Annotated in this window: 17 protein-coding genes; 10 read left to right on the top strand and 7 right to left on the bottom strand. The window is 73.1% G+C overall.

Annotated elements, in window-relative coordinates; translation table 11 throughout:
• The first annotated feature begins 10 nt into the window (after positions 1–10).
• The 5 genes from AB0J71_RS34270 (at position 11) to AB0J71_RS34250 (ending at position 13536) form a co-directional block, all read left to right on the top strand.
• On the top strand, positions 11–10306 hold the full coding sequence (locus tag AB0J71_RS34270; RefSeq protein ID WP_364418053.1) for a hypothetical protein: 10296 nt from the start codon (positions 11–13) through the stop codon (positions 10304–10306).
• A gap of 46 nt (positions 10307–10352) precedes the next feature.
• Complete coding sequence (locus tag AB0J71_RS34265; protein WP_352320558.1) at positions 10353–10877, top strand: hypothetical protein; 525 nt, start codon at positions 10353–10355, stop codon at positions 10875–10877.
• On the top strand, positions 10870–11421 hold the full coding sequence (locus AB0J71_RS34260; protein WP_352320560.1) for a hypothetical protein: 552 nt from the start codon (positions 10870–10872) through the stop codon (positions 11419–11421). The genes AB0J71_RS34265 and AB0J71_RS34260 overlap by 8 nt, the downstream gene beginning before the upstream one ends.
• A gap of 118 nt (positions 11422–11539) precedes the next feature.
• Positions 11540–12640: a family 2 encapsulin nanocompartment cargo protein terpene cyclase gene (locus AB0J71_RS34255; RefSeq protein ID WP_364418051.1), complete on the top strand. Its 1101-nt coding sequence runs from the start codon at positions 11540–11542 to the stop codon at positions 12638–12640.
• A 41-nt stretch (positions 12641–12681) separates the two neighbouring features.
• Positions 12682–13536: a geranyl diphosphate 2-C-methyltransferase gene (locus AB0J71_RS34250; protein ID WP_352320564.1), complete on the top strand. Its 855-nt coding sequence runs from the start codon at positions 12682–12684 to the stop codon at positions 13534–13536.
• Here the strand turns inward: AB0J71_RS34250 and AB0J71_RS34245 are convergent, their stop codons facing one another.
• The 4 genes from AB0J71_RS34245 to AB0J71_RS34230 form a co-directional block, all read right to left on the bottom strand.
• Positions 13537–14340, bottom strand: a complete 804-nt coding sequence (locus tag AB0J71_RS34245) for an MBL fold metallo-hydrolase (RefSeq protein WP_364418049.1) — start codon at positions 14338–14340, stop codon at positions 13537–13539.
• Between the two features lie 40 nt (positions 14341–14380).
• Complete coding sequence (locus AB0J71_RS34240) at positions 14381–15571, bottom strand: 4-hydroxybenzoate 3-monooxygenase (protein WP_352320567.1); 1191 nt, start codon at positions 15569–15571, stop codon at positions 14381–14383.
• Positions 15572–15640: 69 nt separating this feature from the next.
• Positions 15641–16822 carry a cytochrome P450 gene (locus AB0J71_RS34235; protein WP_364418047.1) on the bottom strand — a complete coding sequence of 394 codons (1182 nt, stop codon included), beginning with the start codon at positions 16820–16822 and terminating at the stop codon, positions 15641–15643.
• Positions 16823–16880: 58 nt separating this feature from the next.
• Complete coding sequence (locus AB0J71_RS34230) at positions 16881–18338, bottom strand: MFS transporter (protein WP_352320571.1); 1458 nt, start codon at positions 18336–18338, stop codon at positions 16881–16883.
• Positions 18339–18457: 119 nt separating this feature from the next.
• On the opposite strand from AB0J71_RS34230, the gene AB0J71_RS34225 reads away from it, so the two are divergent.
• A complete protein-coding gene (locus AB0J71_RS34225) occupies positions 18458–19195 on the top strand; it encodes a TetR/AcrR family transcriptional regulator (protein WP_352320572.1) in 738 nt (245 codons plus the stop codon).
• Positions 19196–19233: 38 nt separating this feature from the next.
• Positions 19234–19593: an arsenate reductase family protein gene (locus AB0J71_RS34220; RefSeq protein WP_352320574.1), complete on the top strand. Its 360-nt coding sequence runs from the start codon at positions 19234–19236 to the stop codon at positions 19591–19593.
• A gap of 4 nt (positions 19594–19597) precedes the next feature.
• Here the strand turns inward: AB0J71_RS34220 and AB0J71_RS34215 are convergent, their stop codons facing one another.
• The gene (locus AB0J71_RS34215; RefSeq protein ID WP_352320576.1) at positions 19598–20446 is read right to left on the bottom strand and encodes an FRG domain-containing protein; all 849 of its coding nucleotides are present in this window, start codon (positions 20444–20446) and stop codon (positions 19598–19600) included.
• Between the two features lie 110 nt (positions 20447–20556).
• On the opposite strand from AB0J71_RS34215, the gene AB0J71_RS34210 reads away from it, so the two are divergent.
• Positions 20557–21609, top strand: a complete 1053-nt coding sequence (locus AB0J71_RS34210) for an aldo/keto reductase (RefSeq protein WP_352320577.1) — start codon at positions 20557–20559, stop codon at positions 21607–21609.
• Here the strand turns inward: AB0J71_RS34210 and AB0J71_RS34205 are convergent.
• A complete protein-coding gene (locus tag AB0J71_RS34205; protein ID WP_364418045.1) occupies positions 21606–22478 on the bottom strand; it encodes a patatin-like phospholipase family protein in 873 nt (290 codons plus the stop codon). The two genes, AB0J71_RS34210 and AB0J71_RS34205, sit on opposite strands and share 4 nt — an antisense overlap.
• Positions 22479–22549: 71 nt before the next feature.
• On the opposite strand from AB0J71_RS34205, the gene AB0J71_RS34200 reads away from it, so the two are divergent.
• Positions 22550–23116, top strand: coding sequence for a hypothetical protein (locus AB0J71_RS34200; protein WP_352320580.1), 567 nt, complete (start codon positions 22550–22552; stop codon positions 23114–23116).
• 44 nt (positions 23117–23160) lie between these two features.
• Here AB0J71_RS34200 and AB0J71_RS34195 read toward each other — a convergent pair whose 3' ends face one another.
• The gene (locus AB0J71_RS34195; protein ID WP_364418043.1) at positions 23161–24000 is read right to left on the bottom strand and encodes an NmrA family NAD(P)-binding protein; all 840 of its coding nucleotides are present in this window, start codon (positions 23998–24000) and stop codon (positions 23161–23163) included.
• Between the two features lie 380 nt (positions 24001–24380).
• Here AB0J71_RS34195 and AB0J71_RS34190 point away from each other — a divergent pair, with 380 nt between their 5' ends.
• Positions 24381–24947, top strand: a complete 567-nt coding sequence (locus AB0J71_RS34190; protein ID WP_364418041.1) for a response regulator transcription factor — start codon at positions 24381–24383, stop codon at positions 24945–24947.
• The last annotated feature ends 34 nt before the right edge of the window (positions 24948–24981 follow it).

Genomic DNA, 24981 nt, shown 5'->3' with positions numbered 1-24981 from the left:
TTCGTCGAGTGTGTCCACCGTCTCGCCCCCGGTCCGCATCGACCGGGACGTGGAGCCGGTCTGGGAGACCGAGACGATGCCCGACTGGGTGGTCAACTGGTTGATCCCGATGTTGTCGGCCGGTCAGAAGTGGCCGGAGGCGAGCGAGAGCGGGATGTCCAAGCTCGCCCATGCCTACCACGCGCTCGCCGCCGGGGCGATCGCCACCGCGCCGCGCGCCGGCTCGGCCGTGCGGACCGTGGCGACCGGCTGGTCCTCGCCGGCCAGCGCGGACTTCGTCTCCCGCGCCAAGTACCTGTTCGGCCACAATGCCGGCATGGCGGGCACGGCCGGCAAGTCGCAGAACTACTTCGGCCAGTCGGACAACTTCGCGGTCGAGACCCAGTACTCCAAGCTGTCCGTCAACGTGGCCTTCTGGGTCACGGTCATCGCCATCGCCATCGCGCTCTTCGTCGCCTTCTTCACGGCCGGCTCCTCGACGGCGATCATCGGGCCGTACGCGGCCGCGGCCCGCGCGGCCATCAGCAGGATCCTGGTCCGGCTCGCCATGATCGGCGCCAGGGAGGTGGGCGCCGGCAAGCTGGCCCGGGTCGCCGCGCTCAGCGGCGCCACCGGACGCGGCGTCATCGCCCGGCTGCTGGGCTCCGCGATCGGCAAGGAGCTGATCGAGGAGATCGGCGAGGAGTTCTTCATCGACGCCGGCGCCCAGTACCAGCAGATCCAGATGGGCACCAGGAAGGAATGGGACTGGAAGAAGTCCCGGGCGGCGATCATCGGCGCCGGCAGCGGCGCGCTCGTCGGCACCGGCATGGCCGGGCCCGTCTCCTTTCTCACCCGGCCTCTGCCGGGCATCCCCGGCCGCGTGATGTCCACCGGCGTGACCAACATGATCGCCTCCCCGGTCGGCAGCTTCCTCGCCAACGGCCTGGTGTACGGACAGTGGGACAACCCGTTCACGGCCGAGGCCCTTGCGGGCGCCTACTTCGGCGCCGCGGGGCGTGTCACGTCGATGAGCCCGTTCAACACCGACGTGGTCACCGCGCTGGCCCACCCGGTCACCGCCCTGGCCTCGGCCTACGACACCGCGGCCCGTACCGACGCCGCCCGCGCGGGTGGCGGCGACCCCAACGCCGGGGGCGGGAACCCGCCGCCCGGCGGCCCGGCCCCCTCGGGCGGCGGGCCCGTCGTCCCCGCCGGGGCGACACACTCCGGCGCGCCCTCCTCCAGCCAGAACGACGACGTCAGGCGCGGCACGCCCGCCACGCCCGCCCCCGATTCGGACGCGAACCCGCGTCGCCAGGCGCCCCCGAGGACCGACCAGCAGCGGGACGACGACCGCGAGCCGCGCGCCGACGCCGACGAGACCACGCCGCAGTCCCCCGACGCGCAGTCCCGGAACAACCGCACATCGCCGGAGCAGAACACCCGGCAGAACGACCAGCGGAACACCCTGCAGGACGACCAGCAGGAACCGGCGCCGCGGCAGGACGCCCAGCAGACCAACCAACTGGACAACCAGCAGACCACCCAGCAGACCGACCAACAGGGCGACCAACAGACCGACCAGCAGGGCGACCAGCAGGCCGACCAGCAGGGCGACCAGCAGGGCGACCAGCAGGAACCGGCGCCGCGGCAGGACGGCCGGCCCGAGCAGGTCTCTCAGGAGAACGGCCGGCCCCAGCCCGCACCCCAGCAGGACGCCCAGCAGGGGCCTGTCGCGCCGCAGGCGGAGAACGACTCCTCCACGATGTCGGCCGACGTCCCCGACGGCGCCACCGTCCCGGCGGCCGTCCCGGCGACCGTCCGGGCGCGTACCGCGCTCATGGACGCGCTCGCCACGGACTTCCCCCGCTCGGCCGTGGCCCCGAACGGCGACCTGCTCATCCTGCTGCCCGACGGCCGCGTCAGCTTCATCCGCGCCGCGACCATGCGACGGGTGCGCGCCGCCCTGGACGCCCGCGCCGAAGAGGTCACCGATGCCGAGGACCTGCGGGTGGAGGCCACCTCGCTGATGCTGATGGCCCAGGCGTCGGAGCCGGGCCGGCCGCCCACGAGCCGGCCGGGCACGACCACGTCGAGGCCGCGCAGGCGAGGGGGCCGCAGGTCGGGCGGGCGCAGGTCCGGGGCCGGCAGGGTCACGTCGAGGCCGGTGCCGGGCACCCGGCACGTCACCGAAGGCCGGCCGGGCACCCAGTTGAATCCCGACGAGGTACGTGCGGGAGCCGACGCGGTACGCCCGGACCACTTCCCGGGCCAGGGCGTGCAGGAGATCACCTGGTCGGCCGACGGCAGCACGCTCGTCGTCCGCACCGACAACGGCACCCACCACTTCCGCCCGGTCATCGGCGGCCTGAGCGAAGATCTCATGGGCGAGACCGAGCTCTCGACGGGCGTGGACGCGCAGCACGCCCACGTCGTGCACTTCGCCCCCGGCGTCAACCCGAGCCAACTGTCCCGGGTCTGGCTGCACGAGATCACCGACACCCTGCAGAAGCTCCAGGAGGACGCCGCCCCCAAGCGGCGGGGCTTCCTGCGCCGCAAGCCGGCGACCAGCGAGCCCACGCAGGACATGTGCGCCCAGGCCCAGCTCAACGAGCTGGCGTTCCTGGCCGAGCAGTGGCACGCCGCGCAGACGTCGCAGGAGCAGCGGCTGCTCGCCCTCGACATCGACGGCGTGTCCCGCCAGCTCAGCGAGCGCGGCCACACCCCGCCGCCGCCGCCGTGGGCCCCCAAGCAGGAGTCCCGGCCCACGCACGCGCCGCCGGTGCCGAAGGGCCGCCCGGCGCGCGAGGAGCTGCCGGCCGTCATCGACGCGCTGCAGCGGGCCGAGCAGGCGCTGCAGGAGCAGATCGCGGCGAAGCGGAAGAGCGCCGAGGAGGCCCAGGAGGCGATCCGCAAGGCGCGTCAGGAGGCGCGGAAGGCTGACAGGCAGCACGACCAGGGCCACGCGGAGCGAGCACGCAAGGCGCGGCAGGAGAGCCGTACCCATCGCGCCACCCGGGAACGGCACACCAGGATCGCCGACGCGTACGAGGTCGCGCTGCGCGAGGCGACCCGGACCCGGCAGACGTACCAGCAGTTGCTCACGGCGTTGAACGAGATCGAGAACCCGAGCGCGCCCGCCGGGCCGGTCGGCATGCGGCCCGTCGCCGAGCGGCTGGCCAACCAGGTCCTGCAGCAGCACGCCGCGTACCTGGACGCGCTGGCCGCCGCGTTGCCCCAGGAGATCAACCTGGCCGCGGCCCAGCCGACGGGCCGGCTGGCCCACGTGTCCGCCCTCACCACCGCCGTCAACGACCTGCTGGCCGACAACGGCATCGGCCACCGGTTCACGACGCACGAGCTGGAGAGGGCGATCCGGGCGGACTTCCACAAGGTGGTCTCCGCCGACGGCCTCGTCGTGCAGGTGGGGCACCACGGCGAGGCGGCCGAGGTGCGCATCAAGCTGACGCTCGCCGACCTGGTCGAGGTGCTCGATCCGGCCATCAAGGGGTCGGAGATGATGGTGGGCCTGTTCCACCAGGCCGGCCGTACGGCCTCGGTCAGCCAGGCGGGCAGCGGCGGGCTGTCGATGGGCTTCGACACCAGCGTCCTGGCCCAGTTCATGCCCGAGGACCACGTGGCCAGGACGATGACGCAACTGCTGGGCGTCGGCCTCGGCGCCTCGATCGGGCGCAACTGGTCGAACACCGGCGGAGCCGGCATGTTCGCCCAGAACGGCTCGGTCTCCGACAACCGCAGCGAGTCGCTGCTGTTCGACGCCGCCGCCACCTGGACGGCCGAGATCCGCACCGGCCAGGACGAGAACTGGCGGGGCGCCGTCACGGTCGACTCCGGCGCTCCCGGCGACTCGTCGAGCCAGCGGGTGTGGTTCTCGCACTCCGCCACCGACCAGACGCCGCGCAAGCTGGAGTGGATCGACAGGGCCAAGCGCCGCAAGGAGATGCCCAACGTCATCGTCCAGAGCATGAGCGACCTGGAAGGCGCCGTCGACATGCTCGCGGACGCGCTCGGCGGCGACTACGCCGAGGTCGGCACCCCGGCCCGCGACGCGCTGCGCGGGTTCGTCACCCACAACCTGCCCACCAGCCTGCGGACCGCGGTCAACGAAGGGCTGGAGCGCGTCTTCACCAAGGACGGCAAACCGCAGGTCCGGGTACGCGCCGAGAGCCGGGTCGTGGTGGAGCTCTCCCAGCCGGTCGGCGGCTCGACCTCCGAGGAGTGGGAGGAGGAGGTGCTGGTCGACTTCGTCGCGACGCCCGCGGGGGCGTCCTCGGGCGCCTCGCTGGAAGGCAGCGCCTCGGCCGGGTTCAAGGCTCCGGGGTTGGAGGGCGTGGACCTCGGCGCCTACCATCCCACGATCGGCCCCAAGGCCAACGGGGCGAGAGGGGCGTCGCGGTCGTACTCGGCCACGGCCAACAAGCAGGCGATCCACCCCAGCGTGCGCCGCCTGACCCACCACAAGCAGAGCTACCGGCTCGTGGTGGTCACCACGTTCACCGTGGAGCGGTTCGGTGAGCCGCCCGTCACGTTGACGCCGGTGCGCAGCACGGTGCTGGCCGACATGCGCGAGAAGGCCGCCTTCCATTTCGGCCTGCCCGTGGACACCGCCGCGCTGGTCCGCAAGGGCGGACAGCCGGTCATCGACGCCAACGGCGTGCCGGTCCTGCGCGGCGACCCCGACCCCGCCCCGCCGCCCGGCCGCAAGCCGGAGCTGCCCATATGGCTCGGCGAGGGGCCGGGGAAGATGCGCGGCGCGGGCCCGGCGCTGGTGGAGGAGATCGAGGGGCTGGCGGAGTTCCGGGAGAAGATCCTGGAGGAGCTGGCCAAGCGGGGGGTCATCCCCAAGGTCGTGAACGGCGTGCCGGAGTACTCCACCAACGATCTCGCCCGCGCCAGCCAGATCCTCAACCGGCAGGAGCTCATGGAGCAACTGTCGGAGCAGCGGCTCCGCGCCGCCTACGACTCCCTGGCTCAGGACGGCATCGTCCTCGAGCTGACGCTGCAGGGTCTCAACGCCGCCCCCGAGCACTTCATGCTGCGCCTGTCGCTGCAGCAGGACTTCAAGGACGTGACCTACGTCGGTCACACCGACACCCAGACGGTGGTCAACCTCGACATCGGCTCCGACACCTCGGCCCGCGCCATCAGCAGGTCCAGGACGTACAGCGGCGGCGCGTCGGTCAGCGAGAGCGACGGCCCGGACAAGGGGCACGACGGCCTCACGCACGAGGTCGGCGTCAACGGCGGCGGCAACCGCACCCGTACGGCGGGCTCCAGCGCCGGCGGCACGACCAACATCGTGACCCTGGAGGAGAGCAACGGCCCGGTCGCGATCCTGAAGCTGGGCCACAAGATGACCGCCGACCTGCTGCACAACGGCACGACGACGACGATCGCGACCACCGAGGGCTCGGCCCAGCTCGTCTTCGCCGCCGACCTGCTCCCGTCGACGAAGGAGACGCCGCCCACGCCGATCGGGCGGATGTCCCCGAAGCTCAGGTCCATCGCCCGGTTGCTGCACGTGGACGTGGGCAGCCCCCTGGACGCGGCCCGCCAGGTGCTGCCACGCGGCACGACCGCCGACTCCGTGGCCCTCCAGCACCTCATGACGTTCCTGAACGTGCGCAACCTGGTCGGCCATCCGAAGCTGCTGAACCAGCCGTTCACCACGGACGGCGCGATCCGGCCGAACGGCGGCCCCACGCGCTCGTCGTTGTCGGTGTCCGGCGAGATCGGCGAGACCGAGGTGCTGGGCATCATCGACCCCGTCACCGGCAAGATCAAGTTCGGGATCGGCAGCGCGGGGATCTCGTGGGGCGGCTCGTCCGGTCTGTCCGCGGCGATGTCGACGAGCGCCTCCGACCTCGACGACGGCGGCACGACCAGCGACGGCGGCTCGCTCTCGCTGCCCTCCCGGTCCGGCGGCACGTCCGAGTCCACCTCGCTCCTGGACATCTGGGGCGACGAGGAACTGGTGATCAACTTCGGCCGCCACTACCTGCTGCGCAGCAGCGTCGATCTCACCCTCACCGGCTCCGAGAGCGCCGAGCACGGGGTGCCGACCGGCGAGCGCATCACCGTCAGCGGGCCCAGGACGGAGACCGTCTCCGGCACCGCGCTGTTCGCGGTCGGCGAGGACGACGCGCTGCTGATGTACGGGGAAGGCGACCTCGACCTGCCGCTCCACCTGGTCGGCGACGCGGTCGAACGGTTCCTCAACGGCAGCCTGGCCCTCGACCGGAGCATCGCGGTCCCGCTGGTGCAGCGCTACGTCACGGACATGGCGCAGTCGGGGGTCACCAACGAGTACACCGAGCGCCACACCCCGCAGGCCCTGCTGACCAAGCTCAAGGAGGTCGCCGGCCTCGGCTCCCCCGCCCCCGGAAGCCCGCAGGAGAAGCTCGACCAAGCCCTGGACGACGCCGCCGAGCAGCTCGAACGCTCCAGGGACGTGGTGCTCGCAGCGCCGTACGACCGGTCGGTGGGCGCGAGCGCGACCGAGTCGCTGACCCTGACGGACGAGAACGGCGACCCGGTCGACGTGATCGACGCGGTCCGGCGCGCCGTGCAGGACGCCGTGCCCGGGGCGCTGGAGGAGAGCCCCACCCTCGGCGAAGAGCTGAACGTCGACTTCTCCGAGGACGCCGCGGTGATCCACGTCGCCGACATGTGGTCATCGCGGGGCTTCGAACGCAGCTACCACGTCCAGCAGGGCGCGCAGGTGACGCAGGCCGAGGAGGTGACGGTCAGGGTACGCCTCGAACCCGTCGGCGACCCGCGCTCGGCCACGCTCCTCAGCCAGACGTCGCAGGCCGGTCTGATCGTCCAGCGCTACCGGTACACCGACAAGACGCATGCGGAGTCGTACAACGGGTCCTATTCGGCCGGTCTCGACTCGTCCACCGGCGATCCGGCCGGCGGCCAGGGCGGCGGCCTGTCCACCGACCGCGGACGCGGGTACTCGGGCTCCACCAACCACCAGAACACGCGGCTGCAGCGGGTCGGCCTGTTCAACGGGCTGACCCAGGTGGAGCAGCAGATGCGGGTCGTCATCGAGGTGGAGCGCCGTCCCGTACGGGGAGGCAAGATCCCGGCCCGCGCCAAGAGGACCGCCGACAGGCTCCAGCGCAAGCCGCGCGCCACGCCGCCGGTCGTCTACGACGCCACGCTGGTGCGGCGCATCCCGACCGGCATGACCAGGCCCGCCGCCGAGGATCCGGGGCCGGTCGTCATGAACACCGACCCCCGGCAGGCCGAGCTGCATCCCGGCTTCTTCCCGGAGTCGTTGTGGGAGAACCCGGCCAAGCCCAGCCTGTACGAGGTCGTCACCGCCCAGCTCACCAAGATGCTGGGCGCGGCGGCGGTGCAGGAACGCCGTCCCGAGCTGATCAGGCGGCTGGCGCCGTCGGCGCTGCTGACCGCGTTCGAACGGATGACGGACCCCTCCGGCGAGCCGATCGTCCCGGTCTCCAGGCAGAAGTTCAAGGACCAGGGCGTGACGGTCACCGCTCACGCCCGCCTGTCCGACCTGACCATCGTGGCCGGCCCGTACGACGGGGAGAAGGGCCAGGTCGACCGCCAGGCCGACGCCCAGAACGTGACCGTCTCCCGCGGGCACACGACCCCGCTGGGCTGGGGCGTCAACGGGTCGGACAAGTCGACCGGCATCAACGGCGGTGTCAAGGGCGGGGAGCAGACGTCCGAGAGCGTCAGCGACCACCACGGGGCGCGCCGCGAGCGCAGCATGTTCGAGAAGGGCAAGCTCTACACCGTACGCTTCCGGGTCGACTACGACCTCGACTTCCAGTACATGGCGCGGCTGCGCGACGGCAACGAGCACCCGGTCGGCGACGCCGTCCACCTGCCGTCCGCCTCGACCGGCGAGGTCGACGTGATCATGTTCGGGGAGGAGATCGAGGAGCTGCGCGAGCGCATGGCGGCGGGCGTCCGGCTCGGGCCGCCGCGTGCCGACGGCCCGCCGCCCGCGACGTTCACCTTCGTGCCCGCCTCCGCGAACCAGAACCCGATCCAGACACTCCAGGAGGCTCGCCTGGCCGCCCGCGACCGCGGCGAGGTCGCCCGGGTGGCGATCCGGGAGGCCGACGGCCTCCACCGCTACCGCGTCATGCCCGACGGCTCGCTGTACAGCGAGACCCTGGACGGCGGCTTCGCCGAGTCGATCGCCGGCCTCGCGCCCGACCTGCTGGACGCGGCCCGCGGCGCCGGACTCGACCTGCGCGACGTCTTCATGAACCCGGCCACGGACGGCACCTTCACCGAGCAGGTCAACGCCGCGCTCGGGGCCCTCGACGCCCTTCCCGCGCCCGCCCCGCCGCCCGCCTGGCCCGCCGGGGCTCCGGCCACCGCCGGGCACCCGGACCCGATGGGCGGCAGCGTGGCGCAGGGCGCGACGGCGGCCGCCGGGATGCCGTCCCCGGCGATCGAGAACACGCCGTTCAGCAGGTCGTCGCGCCCCGAAGGGGTCCCCGACCTGAGCCTGGACGAGCTGCGCGGCCAGCCGCTGTCCGCCGTCGACCTCGGCGGCGCCGCCGCCCACGTGGGCTGGACCGGGGAGAACGTCCTGACCGTCCAGGTGCCGGGCGCGCCCGACCAGCACGTCCGCGTGGAGGTCGGCGAGCCGGGCGAGGGCCTGAACGCGGTCACCGTGCCGCGCGCGGGCACGGCCGCGGATCCGCACCTGCTGCGGATCTGGGGACGCGTGCATCCGGACCTGGTGTCGTCGGTCCTGGTCCACGACCTCTCGCACGTCACCCAGGCGGCGACCGCGGCGGCCGCCGGCATGCCGCAGGGCGTGCTCAGGACGTCGCCACAGGGCGAGCAGACCGAGGGCACCGACCTGTGCCTGCTCCCCCGCATGGACGAGCACGCCCACCTGTCCGACAAGTGGCACGCCACCACCGACCCGGCCCGGCGGGAACGCCTGGCGGCGGCGATCGACGCCGTCGCCGAGGACATCCGCCGGCGCGGCCACACCCCGCCGGCCCCGCCGTGGGGCACCGGGCCGCGTGCGCCGGCCGCACCCGAGCCGCAGAGCCGGATCGCCCGTCTGCTCAACGGCGGCTCGGCCACCGGCCTGGACACCTCGCCGCCCGGCCTGGGCAAACTGGCCGAGATCGCCGGCGTGCCCGCCATCACCCCGGGAGCCGGTTCCGTCAACGGGGCGGCCCCGCAGGTGGGGCCCGCGGACACGTTCACGGTGACCACTACCGGCGGCGAGTTCACGCTGACGCTGGCCGAGGCCGCGCCCGGCGCGGCCGAGGTGACCGTCGAGCCGGGCGCTCCCGGCCACCTGACGCTGCGGGTGCCCGCCGACGCCGGCTCCCGGGCCACGACGGCCGTCGCCGAGCACGTCGCGGCCCACGCCGCCACACTCTCGGGCGACCCCGCCCCCGGCCGTCCGGCGCAGAACCGTCCCGCGGAGTCCGGGCGGCCCGGTCCGGCCGAGGCGGCGGCGCTGGCCCGGCTGCGCGGGCTGGCACGGGCGGTCGCCGAGGCGGGCCCGATCCGCTCGCGCGCCGAACGGGCGGCGCTCCAGGAGGAGGCCCGGCGGCTGGGGCTGACCGGCGACCGGCAGGGCGCGCCGTCCAGGCTGGTGGAGCTGTCCCGCTCGGGCGACCTCACGCCGGCCCACGTCACGGCGATCCGCGGGCACGCGACGCTCCCCGAGACGGCCGCCGCGGGAGCCGTCGTACGGGCCGCCGCCCTCATGGGCGCGCGCGTCGTGATCCACGGTCCTGGCCTGCTCGACATCGTGCTGCCCGGCCGGGCGCCCATCACCGTCGACGTCCGGCCGCCCGGGTCCGGCGAGCCCCACCCCGGCGTGCTGACCTACGAGGTGGACCCGGCCCGCACGATCGGCGCGAACGAGCGGGCCGCCGCCGGGACGGCCGCCGCCGCCGTCGCCCGCGCGCTGGGCCTGCCGCCGGCCGACAGCCAGGAGCTGGCCGAGCTGCACGAGGCGGTGCGCCAGGCCCGCGTGGCCAACATCAGGCAGCGCCCTGGCCGCCTCGGCGTGCTGTTCGACCTGGTCACCAGGGCCCGTCCGGAGATCCTGCGGCTGCTTCCGCCGCAGGTGGCCACCGAGCTGGCCACCCTGGCGGACGGCCGCCGCCCCCGCGACTGGCCCGCGATCCTGGACCGGATCCGCGTGACGGCGAACACGACCGGCTGGAACCCGCCCGAGGCCGAGTGCGTGTGCCCGGCCGACGGCCCGTGCATGTGCGGCCTCCGGCTGAACGACACCCCGCTGGTGACGCCGGCCCCCGAGGCGGTGGCGGTGTGACAGGCGGGACGTCGGGCATCATGGGAACCCCGAGGAGAGGACGGCTATGGCTTTCGCGGTGGCGCGGACGAGGGACGAGGCGCATCTGTACCTCGACCTCAACCCCTGCGCCTGCGGGTCCACCGACACGACCTGGCGCAACGGGCTGGTCGACGTCGAGGGCGAGCTGGTCAACCGGTACTTCGGCCCGTGCGAGGAGTGCGGCACGCCGCGCGAGTTCGTGTTCGGGCTGCCGGAGCGTCCGGTGATGCCCGCCGGGTTCCCGACGTTCGGCGGCCCTGAGCCGTCGGAGCTGCTCGACGCGGGCGAGTGGTTGTGGGTGGCCGACCTGACGGCGAGCGACGTGCCGGTGGCCGACCGGGCCGAGGCCCTGCGCACGCTGAGGATCGCCGCCGCGGCGGTGGAGGAGGTCGTCAAGTTCGTGCCGGCGGGCGCGGACGCGGTGCCCGACGACGGGTTCTGGTCCGAACGCGGGCAGGAGGTGCGCGCGGCCGAGCCCGGCAGGTTCCAGCTCGACCGGCTGCTCGTCGTCCGCGACACCTACCAGGCGCTGGCGGGTGAGTATGCCTGAGCAGGGTCTGGGCCGCTCGCTCGTCGAGGCGTACGTCTACATCGACCTGGTGGCCCACTCCGGCACGCCGGGCGCCTCGCGCGGCGCCACCGTCGACCAGGACGCCGGGAGCCTGCGGGTGCGGCTCGGCGACGTGGAGGTCGAGGTCCCCGTCGAGGCCGAGCGCGCGGCCAGGGAGACCGGCGCGACGTTCGGCACCGGCCTGTCGGAGCTGCTCGACCCCGGCCAGTGGGTGCTGATCGCCACCACGTACGCGAGCCGGGCCCTGGAGGAGGGCCTGTTCTACGCCGCCGGCCCGGCCTCCCCCGAGCGGTACGACGCCGTGGCGACCGGCTGGCGCTTCGCCGCCGACGCGGTGGCCGAGGCGCTGAAGTTCTTCCCGCCGCAGGCCGCCGAGCTGCCGCCCGACGCCTTCTGGAGCGACCTGGGCAGGACCGTGCGCGAGACCGAGCCGCAGCGCCTGACGCGGGCGAAGCTGGAGGACGACCTGGCCTTCTACCGCAAGAGCCTCGACGACTTCGAAAGCCTGCACACAAGGCCCTGACCGGCAGAGTGCGCCCGCCGGAGGGTAAGGCTCTCATTACCGATTGGCTACTCTACTTTTAGTAGCTGAATAACTACTTTCGGTAATGTCCTGCTCCTCCTCAGGGAAGAGGCGCGCCATGCCCCAGTACGCCGCGGTCCCGCGGCTCCCGACCGGCCCCACCGGCCTCGGAACCTCCGCGCTCCACCTTCCGATCCCCGCTCCACCCCGCGCCCCCAGGCAGCTCCCGGCCCCTATCCCGTATGTCGAGCGGGAGTGGGGCGACGGCTCCTACCCCCCGCTCTACTGCCCCGAGACGGTCCGCGACGACCCGGCGCTCGGCGCGGAGGTCGACCGGCGGCTCGTGGCGTGGGCCGAGAAGGTGGGCCTGCACGCCGGGCGGATGGACGAGTTCGCCGCCACCGGGTTCGGCCGGCTGGCGATGCTCGCCCACCCCGACAGCGACGACCCCGACCTGCTGCTGATCGCGGCGCAGATGAACACCGCCTGGTGGGCGGCCGACGACTACTACGCCGACGAGACCGACCTCGGCGCGAGCCCCACCGAGCTGCCGCCGCGCCTCGCGCTCGTCATGTCGGCCATGGACCCGCCCCCGCCCGCGGGCGTGTACACCGAGCAGCTAGAAGCGGCGATCGAGGCCGACCCCGTGCTGGTCTCCCTGCGCTCGGCCACCGGCCACCTGTCCCGCCACGGCACCCCGTCGCAGGTCATGCGGGCCTGCAACACCACCTTCCAGATGTACGTGAGCTGGACCGCCTACGCCGCCTGGCGCTACCTGGAGACCCCGCCGCCCGTCTGGCGCTACCTCGCGGCCCGGCAGCACGACAGCTTCTACACCTCCATGACCCTCATCGACGTCGTCGCCGCCTACGAGCTGCCCGCCAACCTGTTCTACGACCGGCGCTTCCACACCGCGCTCATGCAGGCCGGCACGGCCAGCGTCATCGTCAACGACCTCCACTCCGTCGCGCGGGAGGCGGCCGACGAGCTGCCCGACTCCAACGTCGTCCTGCTCATCGCGGGCGAGGAGAAGTGCTCCACGCGCGAGGCCACCGAACGCGCCGTCGCGCTGCACAACGACTTCGTCAAAGGCTTCGAGACCAGCCAGCGCGAGCTCGCCGCCGTTCCGTCCGTGGAACTGCAGCGATTCCTGCGCGGCGCCCAGGGCTGGATGGCCGGTTGCCTCGAATGGCACGGCAGCAGCAGCCGCTACCACTGATGACGACCGGCCGCCCCCGGCCGGAAAGGAGCTCTTCCCAGGTGACCGTCAACACCCAGTCCCCCGTCCTCACGAGCCACTACCAGCACTCCGTCGCCAGCTACTGGAACGCCGAGAAGAACCCGGTCAACCTGCGCCTGGGCGACGTCGACGGCCTGTACCACCACCACTACGGCATCGGCGAGGTGAACTGGACGGTACTCGACGGCCCCGAGGACACCCGCGAGGACCGCATCGTCAAGGAGCTCCACCGCCTGGAGACCGCCCAGGCCGACCTGCTGATCAGCCATCTCGGCCCGCTCGAACCCCACCACCGGGCGCTCGACGCCGGCTCCGGCCGCGGCGGCAGCAGCCTCCTGGTCAACATGCGGTACGGCTGCGAGGTCGACGGCGTGTCCATCTCCGAGTCGCAGGTCGCCTTCGCCAACGACCAGGCCAAGAAGCGCGGCGTCGACGACAAGGTGCGCTTCCACTTCCGCAACATGCTCGAGACCGGCTTCGAGACTGGATCGTTCCAGGCCAGCTGGAACAACGAGAGCACCATGTACGTCGAGCTGTCCCTGCTGTTCGCCGAGCACGCCCGGCTGCTGCGCCGGGGCGGCCGGTACGTCTGCGTCACCGGCTGCTACAACGACGCCTACGGCCTGCCGTCCCGGGCGGTCAGCCAGATCAACGCCCACTACATCTGCGACATCCACCCCCGCAGCACGTACTTCGAGCAGATGGCGGCCAACCGGCTGGTCCCGGTCAGCGTCGTCGACCTGACGGCGGCCACGATCCCGTACTGGGAGCTGCGCGCCCGCACCCATCTGGCCACGGGCATCGAGCAGTCCTTCCTCGACGCCTACAAGAACGGCAGCTTCCAGTACCTGCTCATCGCGGCCGACCGCGTCTGATCAACCGGCCACCGCGGCGGCCAGCTCCCACGGGTCGTGGGCCGAGAAGACGCTCACCTGGTCGCCGTGGTCCCGTACCAGCTCCCGCAGCCGGGCCTGGGTGCCGAGCCGCAGGTCGTGATGGACCTCCGAGCGGGTCTGCACGACGTCCATCAGCGGGTGCGGATGCGGGTCCGGCTGCAGCTCGCGGTGGTAGTAGTAGGCGTCGCCGCAGTGCAGCAGCCAGCGGTCCCCCTCGCGGACGGCGACGCCGGTGTGCCCGGCGGTGTGCCCGCCGAGGGGGACCAGCCTGATGTCCTCGGGCAGCCCGTCGGGCTTGATCGAGGCGAAGCCGAACCAGTCGTCGTTCGCCTCCGGGGTGTAGGTGACCCAGTCGGGGCCGTGCGCCCAGTGGGCCGGGCGGTAGCGGTAGCTCGGGGCCTCGGCCAGCGCCGCCTCCAGCTCGGCGGCCAGCAGGTGCACCCGCGCGCCGGGGAAGTCGGGCAGCCCGCCGCAGTGGTCGACGTCGAGGTGGGTGACGATGACGTGGCGCACGTCGTCCGGGCGGTAGCCGAGCCGGACGACCTGGCGGACGGCGGTCTCCTCCTCCAGCAGCGCGGGCTCGGCCATGGCCACCCAGTCGGCGCCCAGCGTGCCGGCCGGGTCGCGCACATCGCCGAGCCCGAGCCCGGTCTCGACCAGCACGAGCCCGTCGGCCGGGGTCTCCACCAGCAGGCAGTGGTTCACGGCGGGGGCGGCGGGCGGGCCGTCGTAGGTGGCTTCGATCGTCCGTACGGATCCGCAGTTCAGGTGATGAATCCTCATGGGGAGGATCGTCGTACTTGAACCGCGGTTCAAGTCAACTTCAGCCGCCCGCCATCATGTCGCCGAAGGCGCGGGCCGCCGGGCCCGAGGTGAACAGCCGGTCGAGCCGCGCCCTGGCCAGCCGGCGGCGGAACGGCCCGGCCAGCGTCTCGTCGCCGGCCTCGTGGGTCATCTCCGTCATCCAGCGGGAGAACTCCTGGTGCTGCCACACCCGTTCCAGGCAGGTGGCGGAGTAGGCGGCCAGCGGCTCCTCGTCGCCCTCGCGCAGGGCGGCGCGCAACGCGCGGGCCAGCACGTCGGCGTCGGCGACCGCCAGGTTCATGCCCTTGCCGCCCATGGGCGTGATGATGTGGGCCGCGTCGCCGACCAGGAAGAGCCGGCCGTGGCGCATCGGGTCGACGACGTGGCTGCGCATCTCGACGAACGCCTTCTCCCCGATCGGGCCGTCCGGCAGGCCGTCGTCGGCCAGGCGCAGCCGCAACTGGGCCCAGATCCGCTCGTCGGGCCAGTCGGCGGCGGTGGCGTCGGGGGCGCACTGGAGGTAGAAGCGGCTGGCCCGGGGGCCGCGCGGGAAGTGGGCGGCGAACCCGTGGGCCGTGATCGCCATGAGCGGGTAGCTCGGCGGCGGGACGTCGGCGAGCACCGTCAGCCAGCCGATGCCGTAGTCGTGGGAGTAGGTGGTGAGGGCGTCCGCGGGCACGCAGGCCCGGCTGACGCCGTGGTGGCCGTCGCAACCTGCGACGTAGGAGCAGGCGATCTCGTGCGTGACGCCGCCGGCGTCGCGGTAGGTGACCGTCGGCGCGGCCCCCCCGACGCCGCGCGGGGTCACCTCGGCCGCCTCGAACCGCAGGTCGCCGCCGGATTCCAGAAGTCGCGCCAGCAGCCTGCCGACGAGCACCTGCTGCGGCACGAGCCGGCCCGTCCGGCCCTCGGTGATCGCCGGGACGTCGAGGAAGCGCCGCTCGCCGTCGACGCGGAACTCGAACCTGGTCTCCTGCGGCATGCCCGCCAGGACGGTGTCGGCCAGGCCCCACTCCTCGAAGACGCGGGCGCCGTGGTGGTCGAGGATGCCCGCGCGCTGGCGCTGCTCGACGTACGGGCGGCTCTGCCGTTCGAGCACCACGCACTCGACGCCGGCCTGGCCGAGCAGGCTCGCCAGGGTCAGCCCGGCGGGGCCGGCTCCGATGACGACGACCTCGGTCTGCTCTCGCCTGCTGGTCTCCCCGGACATGGCGGTCCTTTCGCCTCGGTGACGCGCAGTGGTACCCGGCCAGGATGATCACGATGATAGTCCGTGCGATCACCACCGCACCGGGAGACCGAGCACCCCGTGGATGTCGGTTCCGGCGCGCACCTGCACCTCCTCGGGCGCGACGGCCAGGCGCAGGCCGGGGAAGCGGGCGACGAGCGCGGGAAGGGCCGTGCGCAGCTCCACCCGGGCCAGCTGCTGGCCGAGACATTGATGGATGCCGTGGCCGAAGGACAGGTGGCCGGTCGCGTCGCGGCGCAGGTCGAGGCGGTCGGGGTCGGCGTACCTGCGGGGGTCGCGGTTGGCGGCCGCGAGTGACACGACGACCGACTCGCCCGCCCGGATCAGCCGGCCGGCCAGCTCGACGTCCTCCAGCGCGGCCCGTACGCCGGTGTGGGCGATGGTGAGGTGGCGCAGCAGCTCCTCCACGGCCTGGGCCGCCCGCTCCGGCTCCGTCCGCAGCACGTCGAGCTGGGCGGGGTCGCTGAGCAGCGCGTACGTGCCGAGCGCGAGCATGTTCGCGGTCGTGTCGAGCCCGGCGGCGAGCAGGAAGGTGCCGACGCCGGCCAGCTCCTCGTCGGTGAGGTCGGTGGCGGTCAGGTCGCCGAGCAGGTCGTCGGTGGGCCGGGCGCGCTTGGCCTGGACCAGGCCGTCCACGTACCGCTGGAGTTCGTCGTAGGCGGCGAGCTGCTCCTGCTCGTCGGTGTCCACGCCGGTCAGCGCGGCGGCGTGGTGCTGGAAGGCGTCGCGGTCGGCGTACGGGACGCCCAGCAGCTCGCAGATCACCAGCGCGGGGATGGGCTGGGCGAAGACGCGTACCAGGTCGGCGGGCGGGCCCAGGCGTTCCATGGCGTCCAGGTGGTCGGCGGTGATCTGCCGCACGCGTTCGGTCAGCAGGTTCATCCTACGGACGGTGAACCTGCCGGTGAGCAGCCTGCGGTAGCGGGTGTGCTCGGGCGCGTCGAGGCCGGTGAGGTCGCCGGGCGGGGCGGCCGGCAGCGGGCCGATCGCGGCGGTCGGGTGGTGCAGGGACTCGTAGCGTGAGCTGAACCGCCGGTCCGCCAGCACCGCCCTGACCTCGGCGTGGCCGGTCACCAGCCAGCCGCGGTGCCCGTCGGGGAAGGCGAGCGGGGTGACGGGCGCCTGCTCACGCAGCTCCGCCAGGCCCGCGGGCGGGTCGAAGGGGCAGCCCGCGGGACGGGCGACGGGAAGCGTGACGGGGGCGTCGTTCATGAGGGTCCCTTTCAGTGGGGTCGCGTCTCAGTCGGGTCGCGTTTCAGTGGGTCGCGTTTCAGTGGGTCGCGGTGAGGGACGGTTCCTGGGCCGGCTTGCGTTCGCCGCGCATCACGACCAGCGCCAGGACGGCGGCGGCGACCACTCCGGCCGCGCTGATCCCGAAGGCGGCCGACATGGCCGAGGTGAACGCCTCGCGGGCCACCTGGGCGAGACCGGCGTCGCCGAGGGCGAGCGCGTCGCCGATCGAGCGCCGGGCCGCCTCGGGCGCGCCCGCCGGCATCCCCCGGGTGTAGGCCCCGGCCAGGACGCTGCCGAGGACGGCCACGCCGAGCGCCGCGCCCGCCTGCTGGATGGTGTCGTTCAGCGCAGAGCCGACGCCGGCGTGCTCGGGCGGGATGGTGCCCATCAGCGCGGCGATGGCCGCGGGCATCGCCAGGCCGCCGCCGGCGCCCATCACGAACAGGGCCGTGCCGGCGAGGAGGAAGCCGCTGCCGGAGGAGACGGCGGCGAGCAGGCCGAACCCGGCGGCGCAGACGAGCAGCCCGCTGACGATCATGGGACGGTTGCCGAGCCGGGCGCCGAGGCTCGCGCCCAGGCCGTTGAAGAGCAGCGAGGCGACCGCCATCGGCAGGAACGCCAGCCCCGCCTCGGTGGGCGTGTAGCCGAGCACGTACTGCAGGTACTGGGTGAGCACGAGCAGCAGCCCGCCGTTGCCGATCTGGACGAGGGTCAGGGAGAAGCTGCCGCCGCTGAACGTGCGGTCGCGGAACAGGGCGAGCGGGACCATCGGGTGCGGCGTGCGCAGCTCCCAGATCACGAAGCCGGCCAGGGAGAGCACGGTGAGGGCCAGGGCCGGCCAGGACACGCCGTGCGGCAGCTCGATGATCGTCCACACCAGGGCGGACATGCCGGTCGCCGACAGGATCACGCCCAGCGGGTCGGGCTTCGTCCAGGGGCCCTTCGACTCGGGCATGAGCAGCAGGGAGGCGACGATGGCGAGCAGCGCGACCGGCACGTTGATCAGGAACACCGCGCCCCACCAGAACCAGGCGATCAGCGCACCGCCCAGGACCGGGCCGCCGATCATGCCGATCATCGCCACCGCGCTCCAGGCGGCCATCGCCTTGCGGCGCTCGGCCTCGTCGAACACGGTGATCAGGATCGACAGCGTGCTCGGCATGATCAGCGCGCCGCCGACGCCCATCGCGGCGCGGGCCGCCACGAGCTGCGCCGGATCGGCGGCGTAGGCGGCCAGCAGGGACGCGCCGCCGAAGAGCGCCAGGCCGATGATCATCACCCGGCGCCGGCCGTAGCGGTCGGACAGGCTGCCGGCGGTCAGCAGCAGGCCGGCGAAGACCAGGATGTAGGAGTCGAGGATCCATTGCAGGTCCTGGGCGTCGGCGCCCAGGTCGGCCGCGAGGGGCGGGACCGCCACCGTCAGCACCATGTTGTCCACGACCAGCACCAATGTGCTGAGGCACAACACCACCAGGATCCACCAGCGGCGGTTCATGGGTTTCTCCCCTTCGACTTGCGTACGTCGCTCTCGGAATGCGCACACTGTACGCACAAGAAAGCGATGTACGCAATCGGGTGTTCGCTGATGCGTACAGTGTGCGCTAAGCTCGGGTCATGCCAGCATCGCAGCCGCCCGTCCCCTCGGTCTGGGTCCGTCAGCGCCGGCAGCGGGAGCGGCCCGCGCTCAGCCTCGACCGGATCGTGTCCGAGGCCGTCCAGCTGCTCGACGAGGAGGGGCTGGAGGCGCTGAGCATGCGCAGCCTCGGCACCCGGCTCGACGCGGGCGCGACCTCCCTCTACCGCCACGTCGCCAACAAGGACGAGCTGATCGAGCTGGTCGTCGACGAGGTCTACGGCGAGCTGCGCGTGCCGTCCCTGGAGGAGGCAGGGGGCTGGCGCGACGGGCTCGCCGTGGCCGCCCACAGCCTGCGCGCGGTGATCCTGCGCCACCCGTGGATGGCGGCCGTGCTCGGCCAGGTCGGGCTCACCAGCCTGGGGCCCAACGTGATGCGGCGCTCGGAGGACCTGCTGGCGCTGGCGCACTCGGCCGGGTTCGTCCCCGGCGAGGCCGACCGGGCGGTCAACACCGTGCTGGCGTACGTGATCGGCGTGACCATCGCCGAGGCGGCCTACCTGTCGACGCTGGCCCGCAGCGGCCGCACCGAGCAGGAGTGGATCGACGCCGTGCGGCCGACCACCGAGCAGGCGTTCGAGGACCACCCGTGGATGCGGGCGGAATACGCGGCCAAGGGGTTCGACGACCCCGAGCGCGTCCGGGAGGAGGACTTCCGCTACGGCCTCGACCGGGTGCTCGACGGCCTGCAGGCCCGGCTCGACGCATCGGCCGGCTGACCGGCGCCGGGCGCCCCGGGCGTGAGAGCCTCGGCGTCATGGAAATCTGGATCAACCCCGACTGCTCCAAGTGCCGTTCGGCCCTGTCGATCCTCGACGCCGAATCGGCCGACTACAAGGTCCGCCGCTACCTGGAGGACCCGCCGTCGCCGGACGAGCTGCGCGCCGTCCTGGCCCGGCTCGGGCTGGAGCCGTGGGACATCACCCGTACGGGCGAGCCGGTCGCGGCCGAGCTGGGCCTCGACGCCTGGCCGCGCGACCCGGACGCCCGCGAGCGCTGGATCGCCGCGCTGTCCGCGCACCCGATCCTGATCCAGCGGCCGATCATCACCGCCGACGACGGGCGCGCCGTGATCGGCCGCACCGAGGACGCCGTGCGCGGCACGCTGCCCGGATGAGCGGTCAGTCGTTCATCCGGCCCTCCTGCTGGCCGAGGCGCTCGGGCCCGGACATGCTGGAGCCGCCGGCCGGCACGTCGACGCTGCCCGGGGAGTAGTAGCGGCGCAGCCACTCGGCCAGCCCGTCGAGACCGGGCAGCAGCACCCGCTCGGTGATCCCGGCCTGGTCGAGCCGCCGCCGGATCTCGACCTTGACCCCGGCCGGGATCGACCAGCCCCGCCACAGCCCGGGATGCTCGGCCAGCCAGTCGTCGAGCTGGTACGTCGCCCCCGACATCGCCGAGAGCACCGACGACTGGTTGACCATGCGCTCGTCCAGCGACGGCGGCTCGAAGAAGGCGACGAACGGACGGTCGCGGCCGAGCGCGTCGAAGCCGGCCAGGCCGGCGGCGCGTTCGGCGAGCATCTCGGTGCTGAACAGCAGCGCGCCCTCGCCGTCGAGCACCTCACGCAGCGGCTCGGGCAGCAGGCGGTGCGCGCCCGCGCAGTCGACGGCCAGCAGCACGGCGTCGTCGCCGGGCCAGGACGCCGTGGCGAAGTGCAGCGCGACCAGCGGGGAGAACGTCCAGTCCAGGAGGCGGGTGGGCAGGCCGTGGTGCTGGCCGAGGGCCAGCCAGTCCCAGACGGAAGGGCCAGGGGCCGCTCTATGCGCGTATTTCCTAAAATTTCGTATCAAGTGAGTTTCTAGGGTGGCGTAGTCGCCCGCCAGCCGCGCCAGGCTGTGCACGTGCGAGTACGTGCTCTTCGCCAGGCCGCGGAAGACCAGCGTCGAGTGCGCCTGGGCCGGGCCCTCGGTGTGGCCGGCCGCGCTGATCGCGTCGTCCAGCTCGCGCCAGGACGACACCGTCACCATCCCCATCCGCCTCCGGTGCCCCTGGACGCTCCTGTCACACCTGCCGCCGGCAGGGCCGCGAGCCCTTGAGGTGGAGTGGACTCCAGGTCCTAAAGTCGCAGACTATGACAATGCGCTACCGCGTACTCGGCGGCACCGGCATCGAGGTCAGCGTCCACTGCCTTGGGGCGATGATGTTCGGCGCCGTCGGCAACCCCGACCACGACGACTGCGCCCGCATCATCCACGCCGCGCTCGACCAGGGCGTGAATTTCGTGGACACGGCGGACATGTACTCCGCGGGCGAGTCCGAGGAGATCGTCGGCAAGGCGCTGAAGGGCCGTCGCGACGACGTCGTGCTGGCCACCAAGGTGCACTTCCGGATGGGCGAGGGGCCGAACAGGTCCGGGAACTCGCGCCTGTGGATCATGAAGGAGGTCGAGCAGAGCCTCCGGCGGCTCGGCACCGACTGGATCGACCTCTACCAGATCCACCGGCCCGACCACACGACCGACATCGAGGAGACGTTGTCGGCGCTGACCGACCTCGTACGGCAGGGCAAGATCCGTGCGTTCGGCTGCTCGACGTTCCCGGCGGCGGAGATCGTCGAGGCCCACCAGGTGTCGGAGCGGCGGGCGCTGCACCGGTTCAGGACGGAGCAGCCGCCGTACTCGCTGTTCGCCCGCGGCATCGAGAAGGACCTGCTGCCCGTCTGCCGCCGGTACGGCATGGGCGTCCTGACCTGGAGCCCGCTCGCGTCGGGCTTCCTGAGCGGCCGTTACCGCAAGAACGGCGACATCGACCTGACCACCGGCCGGGCCGCGCTGACCCCCCACCGCTTCGACCCGTCGATCCCGGAGAACGCCGCCAAGCTCGACGCCGTCGAGAAGCTGGTCGAGCTCGCCGACGACCTCGGCTGCACACTCCCCCAGCTCGCCGTGGCCTTCGCCGCCGCACACCCGGCGGTCACCTCGGTGATCACCGGGCCCCGGACGATGGCGCAGCTCGACGACCTGCTGAAGGGCGCCGCGCTCACGCTCGACGACGCCGCGCTCGACCGGATCGACGAGATCGTCCCGCCGGGCCGTGACATGTACCAGCCGGACGGCGCGTGGCGTCCGGCCTCACTGACCGACCCGGCCTTGCGCCGCCGCCCGCTCGCCGAGCGCGCCGCGGCCGGCTAGGTCCACAGGCTGTGGACGACGGCGGCCACCCGCCGGCCCTGCTCGCGGCCGGCGTGGGCCGCCGGTGACCGGACGGCGGGGTCGAGCGGGTTGGCGCCCATGGCCGCGACGGCCCCCTCGTCCGGGCTGACGACCTCGACCGCGGAGCCCTCCTTGCGCAGCAGGGCCACCTCCTGTTCGAGGGACGTCCAGGGGGAGGCGGGGGCGCCGGGCGGCTGGGGCGAGACCACCAGCACCCGTTCGAAGCCGGCGGCCAGGTCGGCGTTGTCGCTGGACCGCACGCCGCCGTCGACGTAGCGGCGGCCCTCGATGGTGACCGGCGGCCAGACCCCCGGCACGGCGCAACTGGCCGCCACCGCGTCCACCAGGTCCACCCCGGACGCCCGGTCGAACAGGCGGGTCTCTCCGGTCGCCGCGTCGAGCGCGACCAGCACGAGCGGCCGCTCCGGCCAGTCGGTCTCGGGCAGGCGCGAGGCCACCGCGGCACGCCGTTCCGGCTCGCCGACCGTGGGGGCCTCCAGCGCCCAGGCGCCGATGCGCCGGTGCAGCTCGTCCCGGTCGTGGGCGCCGGTCAGGATGCCCTGGAGGGCGGCCGCGAAGGAGGCCGCGTCGAACACCGCGGGGATCTCCCTGGCCTGCAGCGCGGGATCGACCTGCCGCTGGAACAGCTCCTCGACGGTCAGCCGGCTGCGGGCCTGGGCGCCGACCGCCGAGCCGGCCGAGGTGCCCACGATCAGGTCGGCGTCCCGTACGTCCACGCCCTCGTCGGCCAGCCCGGCCAGCACGCCGGTCGCCCAGGCGATGCCGGCCACGCCGCCGCCCCCGAGAACGAGGGCCCGGCGGCGGTCAGAAGCTTCGATTCGATCCATGAGCCTCATCATTCACCCAACAGGAACAAAACGCGCGTCTCATCCGGGCCGTCCGTGTGTATGGTGAGGCTGTGGAACGTACTCATGATTTTGGGTACAACCCCGCCGTCGAGAGCCTGCGACTCATCGATCACGGGCTGCCGAGGTCCCTTCCCGGCAACCTGAGCGGACGCTTCCGCTTCACCCCTGCCTCCCTGTACGTCGGCGACCGGATCGCGGCGACCGCCTTCGCCCGCCTGGACGGCTTCGGCCTGTCCTGGGTGGACGTCTGGCTGCTGTCGTTCCGCCGCGGACGCTGGGCGCTTCGCGCCGGCGACAGCATGTCCGCCGCGCGCAGCGACGACCTGCTGGCCCACCGCCAGGGCGTCGCGGTGCTCAAGGAGCACGGGCTGACCGACGAGAACGGACGTTTCGACACCAACGCGGGTCGCTGGTTCCCCCGGCCGAAGCGATGGGTGGCCTACGGGCTGCTGCGGCTGTCGGCCGAGGTGGAGACCGTCAGGCTGGCCGGGCGGGAGGTGCCGGTGCCGGGACACGGCCTGCAGGCGCTCGCCTGGCGGCTGGAGGCCGGCCCGGTGGTGGCCGACCTGCTCGACGACATGGGCGAGACGGTCGCGGCGGTGACCCTGACCGCGTAGGCGGGCTCCAGGCTGCGACCAGGCCGGGTGCGTGGGCGTGGGCTTCAGGCCGTGAGGAAGTCGGGGGCGTGGTCGCGGGCCCAGGAGCGGAACGTGCGCGCGGGCCGGCCCAGCAGCTCCCGGACCGTGGCGGTCACGCGTTCCGGCGTGTGCGTGAACGACTCCCACGCCCTGAGCCGGGCCTCGACGAACGCCGGATCCCCCCAGGCGGCCGTCAGCTGCTCGCGGGCGACCTCCGGCGGCAGGTCCTCCCAGCGCACCTCGCGGCCGATCTCCTCGCCGACGGTCCGCGCCAGCTCCTCCTGGGTGATCGACTCGGGGCCGGTGATCAGGTACTTGGCGCCGTCGTGGCCGGGGGTGGTGAGCACGTGGGCGACGACGTCCGCGATGTCCCGCTCGTGGATCAGCGATCGGGCGGCCTTGCCGTACGGGAGGCGGACCACTCCTCGCCGGATCTGGGCGGCCCAGGCCAGCGTGTTCGTGGCGAAGTCGATGGCCCGGACGAACGTCCACCGCGTCCCTGAGGCCCGGATCAGCCGTTCGATCTCCTGGTGGTAGATCGTGGCGGGCTCGCCGTCCGCCAGGTCGGGCACGTCCGCCGACAGGTACACGACCTGCTCGGCCCGTCCGGCCATCGTGGTCACCACCCGGGGATCCACGGGGATGCCGGGCCACATCAGGTACACCCGGTCGACGCCGCGCAGGGCGGGCTCAAGGCTGCCGGAGTCGGCCAGATCGCCGCGTACGGGCTCGACGCCCTCCGGGAGCACCGCCCGGGCCGGGTCGCGCACCAGCGCCCGCACGTCATGTCCGGCCTCCGCCAGGGAGGAGACGACATGCCTGCCCACGTTGCCGGTCGCGCCGGTCACCAGAATTCCGCTCATGGAAGGCAGCCTAGAACCTCAACCGCACTCAAGGTCTAGTGACAGAACTGACTCGGTGAAGTGATAAGCCGCACATTCCGGGTAGCGGCAGGAACGGTGATCGCGCTTCAAGGGATGGGAAGGGCTCGGCTGCGGCCGGGCCCTTCCGTTTTCCCGGGCCTTTCGGGCGCCCCCGTACCCGCCGCGAGGGTCCCCATCCGGTCCTCATCCACGTCACAAGCCGTCCTCAGACAAACCTCATGCACGACCGGCATCGTTTCCGGCATGCACCCGACCGGTCCGACCGTCGCGCCCGGGTCCGCGCGCGACTCGTATGCCGTCCTCGTCGTGGACGAGGGCCCGCTCGGCGAGTCCCTCTCCCGCGCGATGCGCCGCTGGACGTGCGCAGCCTGGACGGCGGCGACGCGATCAGGACCGCGCGCGGGTTCCGTCCGGGGGCGATCGTCCTGGACGTCAGGGGCGGCGGCCGGTTCCTGCCCCGGCTGCGGGCCGCGCTGCCCGGCGTGCCGATCCTCTTCCTGACCGCGCCGGACGCCCTGCCCGGCCCGGCGCTCGGGCTGCGCGCGGGCGCCGACGACTACGTGATGCGGCCGTTCGGCGTGGACGAGGTCGTGATCAGGCTGCACGGCCTGCTGCGCCGCTCGGCCGACGCCCTGTCCGTGGGCGACCTCACCCTGGACCAGGAGACCCGCGAGGTGCGGCGGGCCGGCCAGGAGGTCCGGCTCACCCCGACCGAGTTCGAGCTGCTGCGGCTGCTCATGCGCCACCCGGGACGCGCGCTCAGCAAGGCGCACATCCTCGACCGGGTGTGGGCCTACGACTTCGCCGGCCAGGGCAACATCGTCGAGCTGTACATCTCCTACCTGCGCCGCAAGATCGACGCGGACCGCCGTCCGATGATCCACACCCTGCGCGGCGTCGGCTACGTGCTCAGACCGGCCGCCTGACGGCCCGCTAGATCCCGTCTAGCGGCCGTCTGGC

Source organism: Nonomuraea sp. NPDC049637, assembly GCF_040675235.1.
Taxonomy (GTDB): domain Bacteria; phylum Actinomycetota; class Actinomycetes; order Streptosporangiales; family Streptosporangiaceae; genus Nonomuraea.
This window is presented reverse-complemented; position numbering and strand designations above follow the sequence as displayed.